Below are 14,532 nucleotides of genomic sequence, written 5' to 3'. Positions count from 1 at the left end.
TCAGCGTCCGTAGACAGGGTAGGGGGCACCGGGTGAGGGCCCCAGAACGGACAACCACCGGGCATAGATGGCGTTCCAGGTGCCGTCGTTCCGCAGTCGCTCGAGTGTTTTGTTCACCAGCTGCACCAGATCGTCGTGTCCGAGGGTGATGCCGATGCCGTAAGGCTCTGCAGCGATGGACGATCCGACGATCTCCAGATATGGGTCCTGTGTCGCCAGACCCGCCAGGATCGCGTCGTCGGTGCTCACGGCGTCGACACCACCCTGCTGCAGGATCACCAGGCAGTCGGCCCAACTGGGGACGGTGGTGATCTGCGCGCTCGGTTGCAGGCGCTGGATGCGCAGCAGTGACGTGGTTCCGGCCGCCGCGCACACTCGTCGTCCACCGAGGTCGTCGACGCCGCGGATCCCGGACCCCTTGACGGCCAGCACCCGTTGATCTGCCTGGTAGTAGACGGTGGAGAACGTCACCCGCTCGCGTCGGGCGCACGTGATCGTCATGGTCTTGACGACGATGTCGACGTCGCCGTTCGCCAGCGCATCCAACCGTTCCGCGGACGACAGGATCCGGTACTCGAGCTTCTCGGGGTCGCCGACGAGATCGCGGGCGACCTCGCGGGCGATGTCCACGTCGAAACCCGTGATCTCACCGCTGACCGGATCACGGAAGCTGAACAGATTGCTGCCGGTGTCCAATCCGACGATCAGTCGGCCCCTGGAGCGGATGGCGTCGACGTTGGGTGCCGGAACCGGAGCTCCGTCGGGCGCGGCGTAGTTGGGACGAACACTGGCACGAGGGTCACCGCACTCGGCGGCCGGTGGGACGGGTGCGCCGGTGGTGACGCCGGCGGCGCCGTCGGGAAGCGGTTGAGCGACCGTCGCTCGATCGGGGGCCTCGGGAACCGGTGTCGCATAGGAACACCCGGTCAGCGCCACTAGTGCGAGAGCCGCCAGGGCGGCCCGGCGCATCACAGGTACTCCCGCACGCGTGACCACATGCCACCCGCCACGGCGGCGACGGCCAGCCCGCAGATGATGCCGGTACCCACGGTCAGGCCGGACAGCACGCTCGCGCCGCGCTGCACGTCGTCCCGCAACGACAGCCGAGCGGAATCGATCTCACCGACGATGCTGGAATCCAGTCGACCGAACACGTCGGTGGAATCCCCGGCGGCGCTGCCGGTCGCGATGTCGACGGCGGTGTCGAAGTCACCCACATCGAGTGCAGCGTTCATGCGGTCGTGGGACGTCGACCACAGGGACACCAGTGCGCGAGCATCGTCGAGTCGCACACTGTGTGTGTCGTCGTCGTGCGCCAGCATGTCGAGCGTGTTCGCGAGGCCGGCGACGGAATCCGCGTACTGCTGTTCGTAGTCGACGCTGCCGCCGCGCCGCGTCATGCCGATGGTCTCGTCGGCGCGAGCCTGCTGGGCCAGGATCCGGCTGGTGGTGAGCAGGTCGAGGGGCTCGGCGCCGCGGACCAACGCGCGGTCGGTCGCGGTGGAGGAGATCAGGCCCGCGACCAGCATCCAGCCGAGCAGCGCCACCACGCCCACGGTCGCGCCCGCGAAACCGACGTTGACGGTGCGTCGAGTGCGCCGGCTCAGGAAGACCTGCGCGGCGATCAGGACTCCGACCGAGACGGCCAACATCAGGAAGGCCGACCACGGAGGGGTGGCGAACTGACGCTGGGCGTCGGACACGTCCCCCGACTTCTCCGCGTGCAGTTGCTCGGCCCAGGGAAGCACCGTCCGCTGCATGAGGGTCGACGCCTCGGCGAGGTAGGCCGACCCCACCGGGTTGCCGACGCGGTTGTTCGTCCGCGCGGTCTCGATCAGGCCCGCGTAGAGCGGGAGGTTCGTGGAGATGGTCGCGAGAAGCATCCTCGACGTGGCGTCGTCGCTCGCGAGTCCCGTCGATGCGCGGACCACCTCTCCCGCGGCCGCGCCGAGCGATTCGGTGTAGCGGCCGCGGACGTCGCCCGGCTCGAGTCCGCCGGACAGGAAGGCCGTCGCCGCGGTCGCGTCGGCGACGGACAGCTGGACGTAGAGATTCTGGGCCGCATCGGACAGAGGCTCCGTACGGGCGAGCAGGAGTTCGAGAGTGCGCTGGCGATCGGAGACGGACAACGTGGTGACCAGCGCCGTCGTCACCAACGTCACCACGACGAGAAGGCCGACGGTGAGCAGGCGGACGGGTGTGGACCGGAGGAATTCCGATCGCTCGGAGCGGGTGTCGACAGGCGCGCGAAGAGTCAGCGCACTCGACTGCTGCGACACCAGAACCCCTTCCCCACGAGCGCCGGGCCCTACCTCTCAGGTGGAACCGTGTCCGGATTCGAGCATAGGCCCACCTGCGCTCGAACACATGCCTACCTGCGTTGCCGTTCGCGGTACGGGCGGACGAATCGAGAAGACGAATAGGGTGGAGCGATGCGGACGGTGAACCATGCGCGGTGACGGCGACGGCTGGGTCTTCAGCAGCGACGGGAGCCGGCACTGGGGTCGGCACGGTGCGGCGGGTCTGCTGCTGCGCGCGCCGACCGGATCCGGAGAGTCGTCGGTGCTGTTGCAGCATCGCGCGGCATGGAGCCATCAGGGTGGAACGTGGGCGCTACCCGGGGGTGCGCGAGATTCTCACGAGAGCGCCGAGCACGCCGCCGTGCGCGAGGCGGGCGAGGAAGCCGGCATCACCGACGACCTGCTGACCGTCCGCGCCGAACACGTCACCGCTGTCGAGGACTCCGGGTGGTCGTACACCACCGTCGTCGCCGATACGGACCACGAACTGGACACCGTCCCCAACGGGGAGAGCACCGAACTGCGCTGGGTGGCCGAGAAGGACGTCGACAGCCTGCCTCTGCATCCCGCGTTCGCCGTCAGCTGGCCGTCGCTGCGCACCGTCGCGGTCCGTGCCGTGCTGGCGCCGGACGCGTCGCTCGACCTGGGCGCGAGAACCGTTCGCCTCGACGTCGGACGCTTCGGCTGGGTCGTCGACGTCGTCGCCGCGGACGACGTGGAATCGGCCGTCGCCGCTGCGCAGCACCCGACGGAGCTGCACACCGTCGTCGTCACCGCCGACGACGCGGTCCGTGGGGCCGTCTCCGCCGACGTGACGGTCCTCGCCCCCGAGTCGCTCTGACCGACGCTCAGGGCAGGAGATCGAGCAGTGCCCTCGCGGCCGCTTCGGGATCACGTGCTTGCGTGATCGCGCGGACCACGGCGATGCGGGTTGCTCCCGCGTCGAGTGCGTGCTGCACCGTCGACATCTCCACCCCGCCGATCACGAACCATGGGCGAGTCGGATGCGAGTCGGCGACCTCGCGCACCACGTCGACGCCCGCCGCGGAGCGACCGGGCTTGGTCGGAGTGGCCCAGACCGGGCCCGTCGCGAAGTAGTCGACGCCGTCCTCGATGTCGGCGAGAGTGGCCTGCGACCGGTTCTGCGTGGACCGGCCGATCACGACGTCCGGGCCGACGATGCGCCGCGCGTAGTGGACGGGCAGATCGTTCTGGCCGAGGTGCAGCACGTCCGCGCCCGACGCCAGGGCGATGTCGGCGCGGTCGTTCACGGCCATCAGCGCGCCGTGCCGTCGGCAGGCAGCGGAGATGACGGCGAGGGCGGCGAGCTCCTCCTTGGCCTCGAGGGCCCCGAACTTCTTCTCGCCCGCGGATCCCTTGTCTCGCAGTTGGACGATGTCGACCCCACCGGACAGTGCGGCGTCGACGAACTTCGCCAGATCGCCGGTGTCCCGGCGCGCATCGGTGCAGAGGTACAGGCGGGCGGTCGCGAGCCGCTCGCGGGCAGTCATTCCCAAGGTGGTCACGAGCACGAACCTAGTACGTGGGCCGATCCGGGACGACACGCTCACCGGATAGAGTGGGCGACGAACGAACACGGGAGTCCCGCTGGGGGCTGAGAGTGGGCGCAGGCCCAGACCGTAAATACCTGACCCGGGTCATGCCGGCGGAGGAAGTGAGTTTCCGTGGAGCGCTCGGTGACCGTCGTGGGCGGAGGAGTGATCGGGCTGTTCATCGCCCGGGCCGCCGCGACGGCGGGATGGTCGGTCACTCTGCACGACCCGGTGTTCGGCAGCCGCACCGTCGGCGACGGAGCGGCGAGCTGGGTCGCCGGCGGCATGCTCGCGCCCCTGTCCGAGGGATGGCCCGGTGAGCACGATCTCCTCGCACTGGGAGCGGAGTCGTTGCGCAGGTGGCACGACCTCGACCCGGGGCCGGGTGTGGTCACGTCCACCGGTTCGGTGACCGTCGCCTTCGACGCGGCCGATGCCGCCGACCTGCGCACCGCCGCCGACTGGGTGCGCGCGCAGGGGCACGACCTGACGATGCTCTCCCGCAGTGACGTACGCGCCCTGGAACCGGCCGTGTCGCCACGGGTGCGGGCCGGGGTATCGGCTCCCGCCGAGATGGCCGTCGACAATCGTGCGGTGGTGGCCTTACTGGAAGCCGAGATCCTGGCCGCGGGTGTTCGGGTGTCGCGAGAACCTGTCACCGATCTCGGGGCCGTGACGACCGAGCGGATCGTCGTGGCTGCCGGATGGGCCGCCTCCTCGCTCGTGCCGGGACTCCCCGTGCGCCCGGTGAAGGGCGAGATCCTGCGGCTCCGCGCTCGCCGTGGGTCGGCCGCCGCGCCCACCCGGACGATTCGTGCGAGCGTCAACGGACGCGCCGTCTACCTCGTTCCCCGCGGAGACGGTCTGGTCGTCGGGGCTACCCAGTACGAGCACGGCAACGACACGGCGGTCACGGTCGGCGGCGTGCGCGATCTGCTCGCCGACGCGGAGGCGGTGTTCCCCGCCATCGGCGACTACGAACTCGCGGAAGCCGCGGCGGGACTGCGACCCGGCAGCCCGGACAACATCCCGATCATCGGCTCTGTCGACGACCGTGTCGTCGTCGCTGCCGGACACGGCCGCAACGGTGTCCTGCTCGCGCCCGTCACGGCCGACGCGGTGGTCGCGGAGCTGGACGGCGCGCCCCTCGCCGCGGCGCGATGCGCTCTCCCCCAACGATTTCCGATGACAGTAGGAGCACAGTCATGATTCCTGTCGGAGTCACCGTCAACGGTGCCGAGCACGTTCTGGATCCGGGAACGACGGTGCACACCATGCTGTCGAGCCTCGGTCTCCCCGACAAGGGAATCGCCGTCGCCGTCGACGGCGTGGTGTTCCCGCGCGCCCGGTGGGACGAGGAAGTCGGACGCGGCTGGACCGTGGACGTGCTCACGGCGGTGCAGGGTGGCTGAACAACAGGCGTCGGATGCCCTCGAGATCGCCGGCCGCTCCTTCGGGTCCCGGCTGATCATGGGCACGGGCGGTGCCGCGAACCTGGCTGTCCTCGAAGAAGCGTTGGTGGCCTCCGGAACCGAACTGACGACGGTCGCCCTGCGCCGCGTCGATGCGGGCGGCGGCACCGGCGTGCTGGACCTGCTGACCCGGCTCGGCATCGCACTCCTGCCCAACACTGCCGGGTGTCGCGGTAGCGCCGAGGCGGTTCTCACGGCCCGGCTGGCCCGAGAAGCGTTGGACACCAACTGGATCAAGTTGGAAGTCATCGCCGACGACCGGACACTGCTTCCCGACGCCATCGAGTTGGTGCGGGCAGCCGAGGAACTGGTCGACGACGACTTCGTGGTGCTGCCCTACACGACCGACGACCCGGTGCTGGCGCGACGACTCGAGGACGTGGGGTGCGCGGCGGTGATGCCGCTGGGTTCACCGATCGGTACGGGTCTGGGTATCGCCAACCCGCACAACATCGAGATGATCACCTCCGCCGCGGGCGTTCCGGTGGTGCTCGACGCGGGGATCGGCACCGCGAGCGATGCTGCGCTGGCCATGGAGTTGGGGTGCGACGCGGTCCTGCTCGCCACGGCCGTCACCCGGGCACGGGATCCGCGGATGATGGCCTGCGCCATGGCGAACGCCGTCGCCGGTGGGCGGCAGGCTCGGCTCGCGGGGCGCATTCCGAAGCGGTTCTGGGCCCAGGCGTCCTCCCCCGACCTGGACTGATCTCGGGGGACCGCTAGGGGACGGGTCGGGGTGTACGTCATCCCTTCGGATGACCCGGGTCGAGACCCGGGGCTGATGTGCGACGGCAGTGTGCACGGGCATGGTGGTGCACATGATCGAAGTGACAGGCTTGACCAAACAGTTCGGTGCCAAGAAAGCCGTGGACGATCTGTCGTTCACGGTCCGCCCCGGCATCGTGACAGGCTTTCTCGGGCCGAACGGCGCCGGTAAGTCCACCACGATGCGGATGATCCTCGGGCTCGACCAGCCCACGTCGGGAACTGCTCTCATCGAGGGCCGGCCCTACCGTGAGCTGAAGAACCCGCTCCGGTCCGTCGGTGCGCTGCTCGATGCGAAGTGGGTGCACCCCAACCGATCCGCCAAGGCCCACCTGCAGTGGATGGCCGCGTCGAACGGCATCTCCGCGTCCCGCGTGGACGAGGTGCTGCGGCTCGTCGGGCTGACCGAGGTGGCCAAGCAGAAGGCGGGCGGGTTCTCCCTCGGTATGTCCCAGCGGCTCGGCCTCGCCGGCGCCCTGCTGGGAGATCCGAAGGTCCTCATGTTCGACGAGCCGGTCAACGGCCTCGATCCCGAGGGGATCGTCTGGATCCGGAAGTTCATGCAGCGCCTGGCATCCGAGGGCCGCACGGTCCTGGTGTCCTCGCACCTGCTGTCCGAGATGGCGCTCACCGCAGAGCAGTTGATCGTCATCGGCCGCGGCAAGCTCATCTCCGACTCGTCCGTGCAGGACTTTGTCGACCATGCATCGGAGTCCTCGGTGCGCGTCCGGAGCCCGCAGCTCGACGCGCTCCGGAGTGCGCTGACATCCGCCGGTCTGACGGTGAAGGAACCCAGCAGCCTCGACGAGGTGCACCCCGCCCTCGTGGTGTCGGAATCGACCACCGAGGCGATCGGTGAGATCGCGGCTCGTCACAACATCGTCCTGCACGAGTTGGCGTCGCAGCACGGGTCGCTCGAAGAAGCATTCATGAAATTGACCGGTGACGACGTGCAGTACCACGGTGCCGGCGCGGGCGACGACTCGATGGGAGGGGCACTGCGATGAGTGTTCTTGCAGCGGAACGGATAAAGCTTACGTCGACCAAATCCCCGTGGTGGTGCACGGTGATCATCGTCGTGCTCGGACTGGGTATCGGCGCCGTCATCGGCATCACCGCCAAGTCGTCCTTCTCGTCGTTCCAGAACGACGTCACCAGTGGTGAGAACCCCGGGTTCGAGCCCTTCCTGCCGACTCTGCCGGACGCCGTCGCGGGCGTCAGCGGCTTCGGCGTCCTGGTGCTCATGATCCTGGCCGCGCTGGCGATCACCAGCGAGTACCGGTTCGGCATCATCCGCACGACGTTCCAGGCAATCCCCTCTCGCGCATCGGTTCTGGGTGTCAAAGCCCTTCTGATCGGTGTCTTCGGGGCGGTGCTGTCCTTCGTGCTCACTCTCGGTGCGTTCTACGTCGCCAAGGCGTTCGCAGGACCCGATGCGGGGTCGGCTCTGGTGCTCGAGGGCGGTGAGGCGTGGCGGGCGATCTACGGTGTGCCGATCTACGCGTTCCTGTGCGTCGTGCTGGCCGTCGGTGTCGGTGCGCTGCTGCGTCAGTCGGCAGCCGCGGTGGCACTTCTCCTGCTCTGGCCGCTGCTCATCGAGTCGCTGTTCAACCTCTTCGGCAGCGTCGGGCGCGAGATCATGCCGTTCCTGCCGTTCATGAATGCGAACAACTTCCTCGGATCGCCCGGCGGGGTCGAGTACCACTGGGGTCCGTGGGGCAGTCTCGCCTACTTCGCGGCCTTCGTCGTCGTCATCTTCGGCGCGGCCGTGGTGGTGGTGAACAAGCGCGACGCATGACGGTGTCTCCCGTTAGGGTGACGTATGCGGACGAAACGGTCGACCCTGTCCCTCGCGATGTGCGCCGCCGGGGTTCTGGCCCTGGCATCGTGCAGCAGTGACACCGCAGAACCGTCCGACGAACCCGTGGCCGCACCGGTCACGGGTTCGTCGCTGTCCGAGGCCGTCTCGCTCGACGCCGTCGTCGGCCACCTGCAGAAGCTCACGGACATCGCGGATGCCAACGACGGCAACCGCGCGGCGGGAACCTCCGGATACGACGCCAGCGTCGACTACGTGGCCGGTGCGCTGCGCGATGCAGGCTTCGACGTCGAGACACCCGAGTTCCAGTTCGACAGCTACACCCTCGACTCGGTCGCGCTCCGTGCGCTCGACCGGGACGTCGAGGTCAACGCGTTCACGTACTCCCCGGCTACACCCACCGGCGGGGTGACCGGTCCGATCGTCGCAGCCCCGGCGGACGAGTCGCCGGGCTGTGAAGCGTCCGACTACGACGGACTGCCGGTCACCGGCGCGGTCGTCCTGGTTCCGCGCGGTGTCTGCTCGTTCGCGCAGAAGGGGCAGATCGCGGCGGATCGCGGTGCTGTCGCCGTCGTCGTCTCGAACAACGAGGACGGCCCGCTCGACGCCGGCACCCTGGGGTCGAAGGAGGACGCGCGCATCCCGTCGGTCGGTGTGAGCCGCGAGGACGGCGCAGCTTTGGCCGCGGCCCCCGGCCCTGCGGTGATCACCGTCGCGGCGGAGACCGAGACCACGAAGAGTCGCAACATCGTCGCGCAGACGACGACGGGATCCACCGAGGACGTCGTCATGGCGGGTGCGCACCTCGACTCGGTACCCGAGGGGCCGGGGATCAACGACAACGGCACCGGCACCGCGGCGGTTCTCGAGACGGCGTTGCAGATGGGCGGGGCGCCCGACGTCACCAACGCCGTGCGCTTCGGGTTCTGGGGCGCGGAGGAGTTGGGCCTCGTCGGGTCCACGAAATACGTCGAGTCGCTGTCGGACGAAGACAGGAACGCGATCGCGCTGTACCTGAACTTCGACATGGTCGGGTCGAACAACGCCGGTTACCTCGTCTACGACGGTGACGACTCCGACAAGACCGGCGAGCCTGCCGGTCCCGACGGATCCGACGCCATCGAGCGGGTCTTCGAGGAGACGTTGGCACCGGAAGACGCCGACGGAACCGACTTCGACGGCCGCTCGGACTACGGCCCGTTCATCGAGGTGGGCATCCCGTCGGGTGGTGTGTTCAGCGGTGCGGACGAGAACAAGACGGCGGAGCAGGCGCAGAAGTGGGGCGGGGAGGCCGATGCCCAGTTCGACCCGAACTATCACACCGCGCAGGACACGTTGGAGAACGTCGACCGCGACGCTCTGGAGATCAATGCGAAGGCCGTGGCGTACGGAATCGGCACCTACGCCGAGTCCGTGACCGGCGCGAACGGGGTTCCGGTGGGTGCGGATCGGGTCGCCGCCCGCCAACCCGAGTGACATTTACTGTCACCCCGAGTAACGACAAGATAAGGTTGCCGGGTGAATCGTGATGTCGGTGCCGCCCTCCGCAAGGTAGCCGACACCGCCCGCACCGTGAACAGAACTCCGCGTGTGGTGGAGATGGTCAGGCGTGTCCGCGGCGCTCTCCCCGGCGATCCGTCGTTCGGCGATCCGCTGTCGACGGCGGGGCCGGGCGCCGCGCGCATGGTCGCGAGAGTGACCGATCGGCTGCAGGGCGACACCCCCGGCGCCTCCAAGGAGATGTCGCTCGGTGCCCTCCAGGTGTGGCAGGCGCTGCTCGAACGCACCGGCCGCGGCCGTGGCGAACGCGAGGTGACCATCGTCTTCACCGATCTGGTCGGCTTCTCCACCTGGTCGCTGGGCGCCGGCGACGCGACGACGTTGGTGCTGCTCAAGCAGGTCGCGCGGGCGGTCGAGCGTCCGATGCTGGACCGCGGTGGGCACATCGTCAAACGGCTCGGCGACGGCTTGATGGCCGTCTTCCCCAGTGCGGACAACGCCGTGCGAGCCGTGTTCGAGGCGCAGGCGGCGCTCGCGCGGGTCGACGTGAACGGCTACACCCCGCGGATGCGCGTCGGTATCCACACGGGCTGTCCACGCGCCGTCGGGTCCGACTGGCTCGGTGTCGACGTCACGGTCGCCGCGCGCGTCATGCAGACGGGCGCCGACGGCAACGTCATGATCTCGAACACCGCGATGGATCTGGTGTCGCCGCAGGTGCTCGACGCGGCGCAGCTGTCGGTGAAGCCCTATCGGCGCGGGTTGTTCTCGCCGAAGCTGACCGGGGTGCCGGAGGATCTACGCATCGTGAGACTGGTGCAGACGCCAGAGCGGTGACACCGGTCCGTGGCCGCCGCCGAGGTCGTAGGCCGCCTCCAGGGACTTCGTGACCCACTCCTTGGCAAAGGCGAACGCATCGGGAACCGACCATCCGTGTGCCAACGCGCAGGCCAGCGCGGCCGCCAAGGTGTCGCCGCCGCCGTGATCGTTTCCCGTGTCGATGCGGGGGTTGGTGAACTCGAGCATCCGATCACCGTCGTAGAGCAGATCCGTGCTGTCCGACGACGACCGGAGGTGACCGCCCTTCACCACGGCCCACTGTGCTCCGAGTGCGTGCAGCGCCTCGGCGGCGGACCGTGCGGTCCGCTCGTCGACGACCTCGATGCCGGTGAGGAGTCGCACCTCGTCGAGGTTGGGCGTGACCACGGTGGCGAGAGGAATGAGCTTGCTGCGCAACGCATCCAGAGCGTCCGCGTGCAGCAGGGAGTCGCCGTGCATGGATGCCGAGACCGGGTCGACCACCAGGGGTACGGCGCTACCGCGCCCGATGCCGACCTCGCGGCACACGTCCGTCACCGCGTCGATGATCCGCGTCGAGGCGAGCATGCCAGTCTTTGCCGCGCCGATCCCGATGTCGGACACCACCGTTCGGACCTGAGCAGCGACGACTTCGGGCGGGATCTCGTGAAAACCGCTGACACCGACCGTGTTCTGCACCGTGACGGCCGCGACGGCCACGCAGGCGTGCAGTCCGCACAGGGCGATCGTGCGGGAATCGGCCTGGATTCCGGCGCCGCCACCGGAGTCGGTTCCGGCGATCGTGAGCACACGGAGCGGAGTGGAGCCGGACGGTGCGAGCGGGAGCAGTGTCACACGCGGAACTGTACTCGAGCCCGTTCGCAGTGACTTCGCCACATATTTGCCTGCTCCACCGGCGAAGAACGCCGACCTGTGGAATAGTGGCCTACGTCACACACCCACGTGACGCGCACGCTCGCGGCAACGAGGCTGCACGTGTATCGCCCCGTTCCACGTGTTCGCACAGAACCATGGTCGCCAGGAGAATGAATTATGCTGTCGGATGCGCCCGTCACCGATGTCACGGACAACCCCCATCAGAACCGTTTCGAGCTCAGGCTCAACGGCGACCTCGTCGGCATCGTGGGATATTTCCCGGTCGACTCCGTGGGGCGCGGGGCGCGCCGTCAACCGGTGGTCAGCTTCATGCACGCGGTGATCACCGAGGACTTCGGTCATCGCGGACTCGCAGCCATCATGGTGCGCAACTCGCTCGACGCCGCCCGCAGCTACGGCTGGAAGGTCAAGCCGGTGTGCACCTACGTCCAGCGGTTCGTCGCCGAGAACCCCGAATACCGGGACATGGTCACCTCCGACTGATCTCGACACGGTGTCGATACGGTCGCGATCGCGTATCAACTGCCACTTCAGTCCCATGAGTCACAGAATCGGTGATGGACTGTTGTCATGCACAACAGTCTCGTGTCCGACGATCCGAGCCGCTCGCGGTTCGAACTGACGGTGGACGACGAGCTCGTGGGCATCCTGGCCTACGAGGTCGCACCCGGAACCACCACCGTCGTCCTGCAGCACACGGTCGTCAGAGAAGAATTCGGTGACCACGGGTGGGCCGCCGTGCTGGTCCGCGGGGCGCTCGACATCCTGCGCATCGGCAATCTGACAGTGTGGCCCGTCTGTACCTACGTCCGACGGTTCATCGGTGCCAACATCGAGTACCTCGACCTGGTCGCCGATCAGGATCCGGCGTCGCTCAGTTCCACGACGACCGGTGCGTGATCGCTCGCACCCTTCCCCTTGCGTTCCTGGCGGTCGATCGATGCGTCCGTGACCAGGGCCGCGAGTGCGGGCGATCCCAGCACGAAGTCGATCCGCAAGCCTTCCCTGCGCGGGAACCGTAGCTGCGTGTAGTCCCAGTACGTGTACACCCCGGGACCCGGCGTGAACGGACGGACCACGTCGGCGAACCCCGCGTCGACCACCGCCTGGAACGCTGCACGCTCGTCCGGTGAGGTGTGAGTGCGCCCCTCGAACAGCGCGGGGTCCCACACGTCGTCGTCGGTGGGCGCGACGTTCCAGTCCCCGACCAGCGCGATGCGGGCATCGGGGTCGGCCGCGAGCCACGACCGGGCGTCGTCACGCAAGGTGGCGAGCCAGTCCAGCTTGTAGCGGTAGTGCGGATCGTAGAGCGACCGACCGTTGGGAACGTAGAGGCTCCACATCCGCACGCCCCCGCATGTCGCACCGATCGCGCGTGCCTCGTCGGCCGGCGCAACCTCCGGGTCCTTGCTGAAGCCGGGCTGATTCTCGAATCCGATCTGCACGTCGTCCAAGCCCACACGGGAGGCGATGGCGACACCGTTCCACTGACTCGTCCCGACATGGGCGACCTGGTACCCGATGTCGGTGAAGCGCTGGTAGGGGAACTGCTCGTCCTTGCACTTCGTCTCCTGGATCGCCAGGACATCGACATCCGAACGCCCCAGCCAGTCGACGATGCGATCTGCTCGGGATCGGACGGAGTTCACGTTCCACGTAGCGATGCGCACGGTGAGCGAGACTAACTCGAGGACGGACCCGGCTCCGCGTAGCGGTAGCGATGGTGCTCACCGAAGCCGAGACCGTCGTAGAGCCGCAGAGCAGCCGCGTTCGATTCCTCCACCTGGACGTACCCGTGGGTCGCGCCGTTCTCCGCACCCCACGCGCACGCCTCGGCGCAGATCCGCCGCGCCCATCCCTGCCGGCGCCGGTCGGGGTGCGTCGTCACGGCGGTGATACCCGCCCAGCGCCTGCCGTCGGGAGCCGACGTGACGGCGACGCGGGCGGTGGCAGCATCGTCGAGCCGGAGGAACGCGGCGACCCCGTCGACCACCGAGGTCAGCAGAGGGACACCGGCCGGAGCGTCGTAACGCGGGTGATGGGCGAGCCAGCGATCGTCGGGAGTCGCCATCGCGACGGCGTCACTCGGGGCACGCTCGTCCGTCAGAGGGCGGGTGAGCACCACGGCTGCGTCCGTGAGCGTCCACCCGGACGGCGGTCGGAAGACTCTGTCCGGCAACGACAACCGAGGAGTCAGGCCCCGATCTCGATACCACCGCTCGATGTCGGGAAGGGAGGCCTCGGACGCGTCGGGACGCACCGGGACCGCGGAGTTCCCGCGGAGTGTGAGGCCGTCGGCCGCGCGCAGCAACCATCCGTCGAGCCATTCCTGCTCGCCGCCCGGCCACGCATGGGCGGCGGCACTCTCCAGATTGCGGATCTCCGAATTACGGATCGGGCGTGCAGCGAGTGCCTTGACGACGACGACGCGATCGCGCGGGATCGTCACCGCCTCGCCCGACTCCGGCTGCACGACCAGGCTCTCGCCCGCGGCGTCGAGCCGGCCGATGACGTCGGTGAGCGGCGGCGTCGAGCCCTCCGGCAGCCGGTAGCGCACCACCACCCGGGTGCCCGGTGCCGGATCGGCCACGTCAGTCGTCGTCGTCGTGACCGAACGGATCGGCCACGGTTCCCGGAATCCAGCTCAGTCCGGGGACGCCCCACCCCTGCTTCTTGATGGCCTTCTTGGCCGCGCGAGCGTTGCGGCCGACGAGGACGTCGACGTAGAGGAAGCCGTCGAGGTGGCCCACCTCGTGCTGCAGCATCCGGGCGAAGAAGCCGTGGCCCTCGATGTCGACCGGTTCACCCTTGGCATCGGTGCCCGTGACCCTTGCCCACTCGGCGCGGCCGGTCGGATGCTGCTCGCCGGGAACGGACAGGCAGCCCTCGTCGTCGTCGTCCGGGTCCGGCATCGTCTCGGGGATCGCGGACGTCTCGAGGACCGGGTTGATCACCTCGCCGCGGCGACGCGTCACCGTGCCGTCCTCGGCGTGATCGGGGCAGTCGTAGATGAACAGTCGCAGCGACTCGCCGACCTGGTTGGCAGCCAGGCCGACACCCTTGGCCGCTTCGAGCGTGTCGTACATGTCGGCGATCAACGTCTCGAGTTCCGCGGGCGACGCCGTGACGGGCTGGGTCGGGGTGTGCAGCACCGGGTCGCCGACGATGCGGATGGGGAGAATTGCCATGGTCGGTAAGGATACTGCCCACTCCCGGGCACACTTTCGTCCACTGTCGCCGGTGTCGACGCGCCGGAAGTGTCGGCGCGTCCGGGGCGTCCGTCCGTGGTTAGATTGGCGACGAACGACACGGATGTGATTCACCGCCGTGCGCGGACCTTTCGGGGTCCGGGGGAACGCGCGCGAGAACACGGCGTAGCCCGAGTATCACGCCTGCCCGCAGCACACGGCAGGTCGGGCGACACAGAC

General features: G+C 68.6%; 17 protein-coding genes and 1 riboswitch. Of the genes, 10 read left to right on the top strand and 7 right to left on the bottom strand.

Annotated elements, in window-relative coordinates:
* Together ASG64_RS13180 and ASG64_RS13175 are read right to left on the bottom strand one after the other, a co-directional pair.
* Positions 1-969, bottom strand: a complete 969-nt coding sequence (locus ASG64_RS13180) for a glutamate ABC transporter substrate-binding protein (protein WP_056074361.1) — start codon at positions 967-969, stop codon at positions 1-3.
* Positions 969-2,279: a hypothetical protein gene (locus ASG64_RS13175; protein WP_200933470.1), complete on the bottom strand. Its 1,311-nt coding sequence runs from the start codon at positions 2,277-2,279 to the stop codon at positions 969-971. Before ASG64_RS13175 ends, ASG64_RS13180 begins: the two co-directional genes overlap by 1 nt.
* Positions 2,280-2,448: 169 nt before the next feature.
* On the opposite strand from ASG64_RS13175, the gene ASG64_RS13170 reads away from it, so the two are divergent.
* Positions 2,449-3,141, top strand: coding sequence for an NUDIX hydrolase (locus ASG64_RS13170; protein ID WP_056073995.1), 693 nt, complete (start codon positions 2,449-2,451; stop codon positions 3,139-3,141).
* Between the two features lie 7 nt (positions 3,142-3,148).
* On the opposite strand, the gene thiE is transcribed toward ASG64_RS13170, so the two are convergent.
* A complete protein-coding gene (gene thiE, locus ASG64_RS13165; protein WP_042576336.1) occupies positions 3,149-3,811 on the bottom strand; it encodes a thiamine phosphate synthase in 663 nt (220 codons plus the stop codon).
* A gap of 75 nt (positions 3,812-3,886) precedes the next feature.
* Positions 3,887-3,992, top strand: a riboswitch (TPP riboswitch).
* A 5-nt stretch (positions 3,993-3,997) separates the two neighbouring features.
* Between thiE and thiO the strand changes: the two genes are divergently transcribed.
* From thiO to ASG64_RS13130, 7 genes are all read left to right on the top strand, one after another.
* Positions 3,998-5,062: a glycine oxidase ThiO gene (gene thiO / locus ASG64_RS13160; RefSeq protein WP_156388374.1), complete on the top strand. Its 1,065-nt coding sequence runs from the start codon at positions 3,998-4,000 to the stop codon at positions 5,060-5,062.
* Complete coding sequence (gene thiS / locus ASG64_RS13155; RefSeq protein WP_056073993.1) at positions 5,059-5,265, top strand: sulfur carrier protein ThiS; 207 nt, start codon at positions 5,059-5,061, stop codon at positions 5,263-5,265. The genes thiO and thiS overlap by 4 nt, the downstream gene beginning before the upstream one ends.
* Entirely contained in the window at positions 5,258-6,031 is a 774-nt protein-coding gene (locus tag ASG64_RS13150; protein ID WP_042576113.1) for a thiazole synthase, read from the top strand. Before thiS ends, ASG64_RS13150 begins: the two co-directional genes overlap by 8 nt.
* Before the next feature lie 112 nt (positions 6,032-6,143).
* Positions 6,144-7,097, top strand: coding sequence for an ABC transporter ATP-binding protein (locus tag ASG64_RS13145; RefSeq protein ID WP_056074359.1), 954 nt, complete (start codon positions 6,144-6,146; stop codon positions 7,095-7,097).
* Positions 7,094-7,888, top strand: coding sequence for an ABC transporter permease (locus ASG64_RS13140; RefSeq protein WP_042576112.1), 795 nt, complete (start codon positions 7,094-7,096; stop codon positions 7,886-7,888). Before ASG64_RS13145 ends, ASG64_RS13140 begins: the two co-directional genes overlap by 4 nt.
* A 24-nt stretch (positions 7,889-7,912) precedes the next feature.
* Positions 7,913-9,385, top strand: a complete 1,473-nt coding sequence (locus ASG64_RS13135) for a M28 family peptidase (protein ID WP_056073992.1) — start codon at positions 7,913-7,915, stop codon at positions 9,383-9,385.
* A gap of 123 nt (positions 9,386-9,508) precedes the next feature.
* Positions 9,509-10,246 carry an adenylate/guanylate cyclase domain-containing protein gene (locus ASG64_RS13130; RefSeq protein WP_082518474.1) on the top strand — a complete coding sequence of 246 codons (738 nt, stop codon included), beginning with the start codon at positions 9,509-9,511 and terminating at the stop codon, positions 10,244-10,246.
* Here ASG64_RS13130 and thiD read toward each other — a convergent pair.
* Positions 10,208-11,062 carry a bifunctional hydroxymethylpyrimidine kinase/phosphomethylpyrimidine kinase gene (gene thiD / locus ASG64_RS13125; RefSeq protein WP_042576109.1) on the bottom strand — a complete coding sequence of 285 codons (855 nt, stop codon included), beginning with the start codon at positions 11,060-11,062 and terminating at the stop codon, positions 10,208-10,210. The genes ASG64_RS13130 and thiD overlap by 39 nt on opposite strands.
* Before the next feature lie 198 nt (positions 11,063-11,260).
* On the opposite strand from thiD, the gene ASG64_RS13120 reads away from it, so the two are divergent.
* Entirely contained in the window at positions 11,261-11,587 is a 327-nt protein-coding gene (locus ASG64_RS13120) for a GNAT family N-acetyltransferase (protein ID WP_042576334.1), read from the top strand.
* An 87-nt stretch (positions 11,588-11,674) separates the two neighbouring features.
* Entirely contained in the window at positions 11,675-12,004 is a 330-nt protein-coding gene (locus ASG64_RS13115; RefSeq protein WP_056073990.1) for a GNAT family N-acetyltransferase, read from the top strand.
* Here ASG64_RS13115 and ASG64_RS13110 read toward each other — a convergent pair.
* The 3 genes from ASG64_RS13110 to ASG64_RS13100 are packed head-to-tail and all read right to left on the bottom strand — an operon-like array spanning position 11,962 to position 14,292.
* Positions 11,962-12,774: an exodeoxyribonuclease III gene (locus tag ASG64_RS13110; protein WP_056073989.1), complete on the bottom strand. Its 813-nt coding sequence runs from the start codon at positions 12,772-12,774 to the stop codon at positions 11,962-11,964. The two genes, ASG64_RS13115 and ASG64_RS13110, sit on opposite strands and share 43 nt — an antisense overlap.
* Before the next feature lie 11 nt (positions 12,775-12,785).
* The gene (locus ASG64_RS13105) at positions 12,786-13,694 is read right to left on the bottom strand and encodes an N-acetylglutamate synthase, CG3035 family (protein WP_056073988.1); all 909 of its coding nucleotides are present in this window, start codon (positions 13,692-13,694) and stop codon (positions 12,786-12,788) included.
* 1 nt (position 13,695) lies between these two features.
* A complete protein-coding gene (locus tag ASG64_RS13100) occupies positions 13,696-14,292 on the bottom strand; it encodes a peptide deformylase (protein WP_042576105.1) in 597 nt (198 codons plus the stop codon).
* Positions 14,293-14,532: the final 240 nt, after the last annotated feature.

This window comes from Rhodococcus sp. Leaf247 (assembly GCF_001426185.1).
Lineage (GTDB): Bacteria > Actinomycetota > Actinomycetes > Mycobacteriales > Mycobacteriaceae > Rhodococcoides.
The sequence above is the reverse complement of the archived record's forward strand: the minus strand, read 5'-3'. Positions and strand labels throughout refer to the sequence as shown.

What these genes read in the sequence shown, in the direction of transcription:
- ASG64_RS13180 (WP_056074361.1), bottom strand. Translation starts at nt 969, where the DNA reads ATGCGCCGGGCCGCCCTGGCGGCTCTCGCACTAGTGGCGCTGACCGGG.
- ASG64_RS13170 (WP_056073995.1), top strand. Translation starts at nt 2,449, where the DNA reads ATGCGCGGTGACGGCGACGGCTGGGTCTTCAGCAGCGACGGGAGCCGG.
- thiE (WP_042576336.1), bottom strand. Translation starts at nt 3,811, where the DNA reads ATGACTGCCCGCGAGCGGCTCGCGACCGCCCGCCTGTACCTCTGCACC.
- thiS (WP_056073993.1), top strand. Translation starts at nt 5,059, where the DNA reads ATGATTCCTGTCGGAGTCACCGTCAACGGTGCCGAGCACGTTCTGGAT.
- ASG64_RS13145 (WP_056074359.1), top strand. Translation starts at nt 6,144, where the DNA reads ATGATCGAAGTGACAGGCTTGACCAAACAGTTCGGTGCCAAGAAAGCC.
- ASG64_RS13140 (WP_042576112.1), top strand. Translation starts at nt 7,094, where the DNA reads ATGAGTGTTCTTGCAGCGGAACGGATAAAGCTTACGTCGACCAAATCC.
- ASG64_RS13135 (WP_056073992.1), top strand. Translation starts at nt 7,913, where the DNA reads ATGCGGACGAAACGGTCGACCCTGTCCCTCGCGATGTGCGCCGCCGGG.
- ASG64_RS13130 (WP_082518474.1), top strand. Translation starts at nt 9,509, where the DNA reads ATGGTCAGGCGTGTCCGCGGCGCTCTCCCCGGCGATCCGTCGTTCGGC.
- ASG64_RS13120 (WP_042576334.1), top strand. Translation starts at nt 11,261, where the DNA reads ATGCTGTCGGATGCGCCCGTCACCGATGTCACGGACAACCCCCATCAG.
- ASG64_RS13115 (WP_056073990.1), top strand. Translation starts at nt 11,675, where the DNA reads ATGCACAACAGTCTCGTGTCCGACGATCCGAGCCGCTCGCGGTTCGAA.
- ASG64_RS13100 (WP_042576105.1), bottom strand. Translation starts at nt 14,292, where the DNA reads ATGGCAATTCTCCCCATCCGCATCGTCGGCGACCCGGTGCTGCACACC.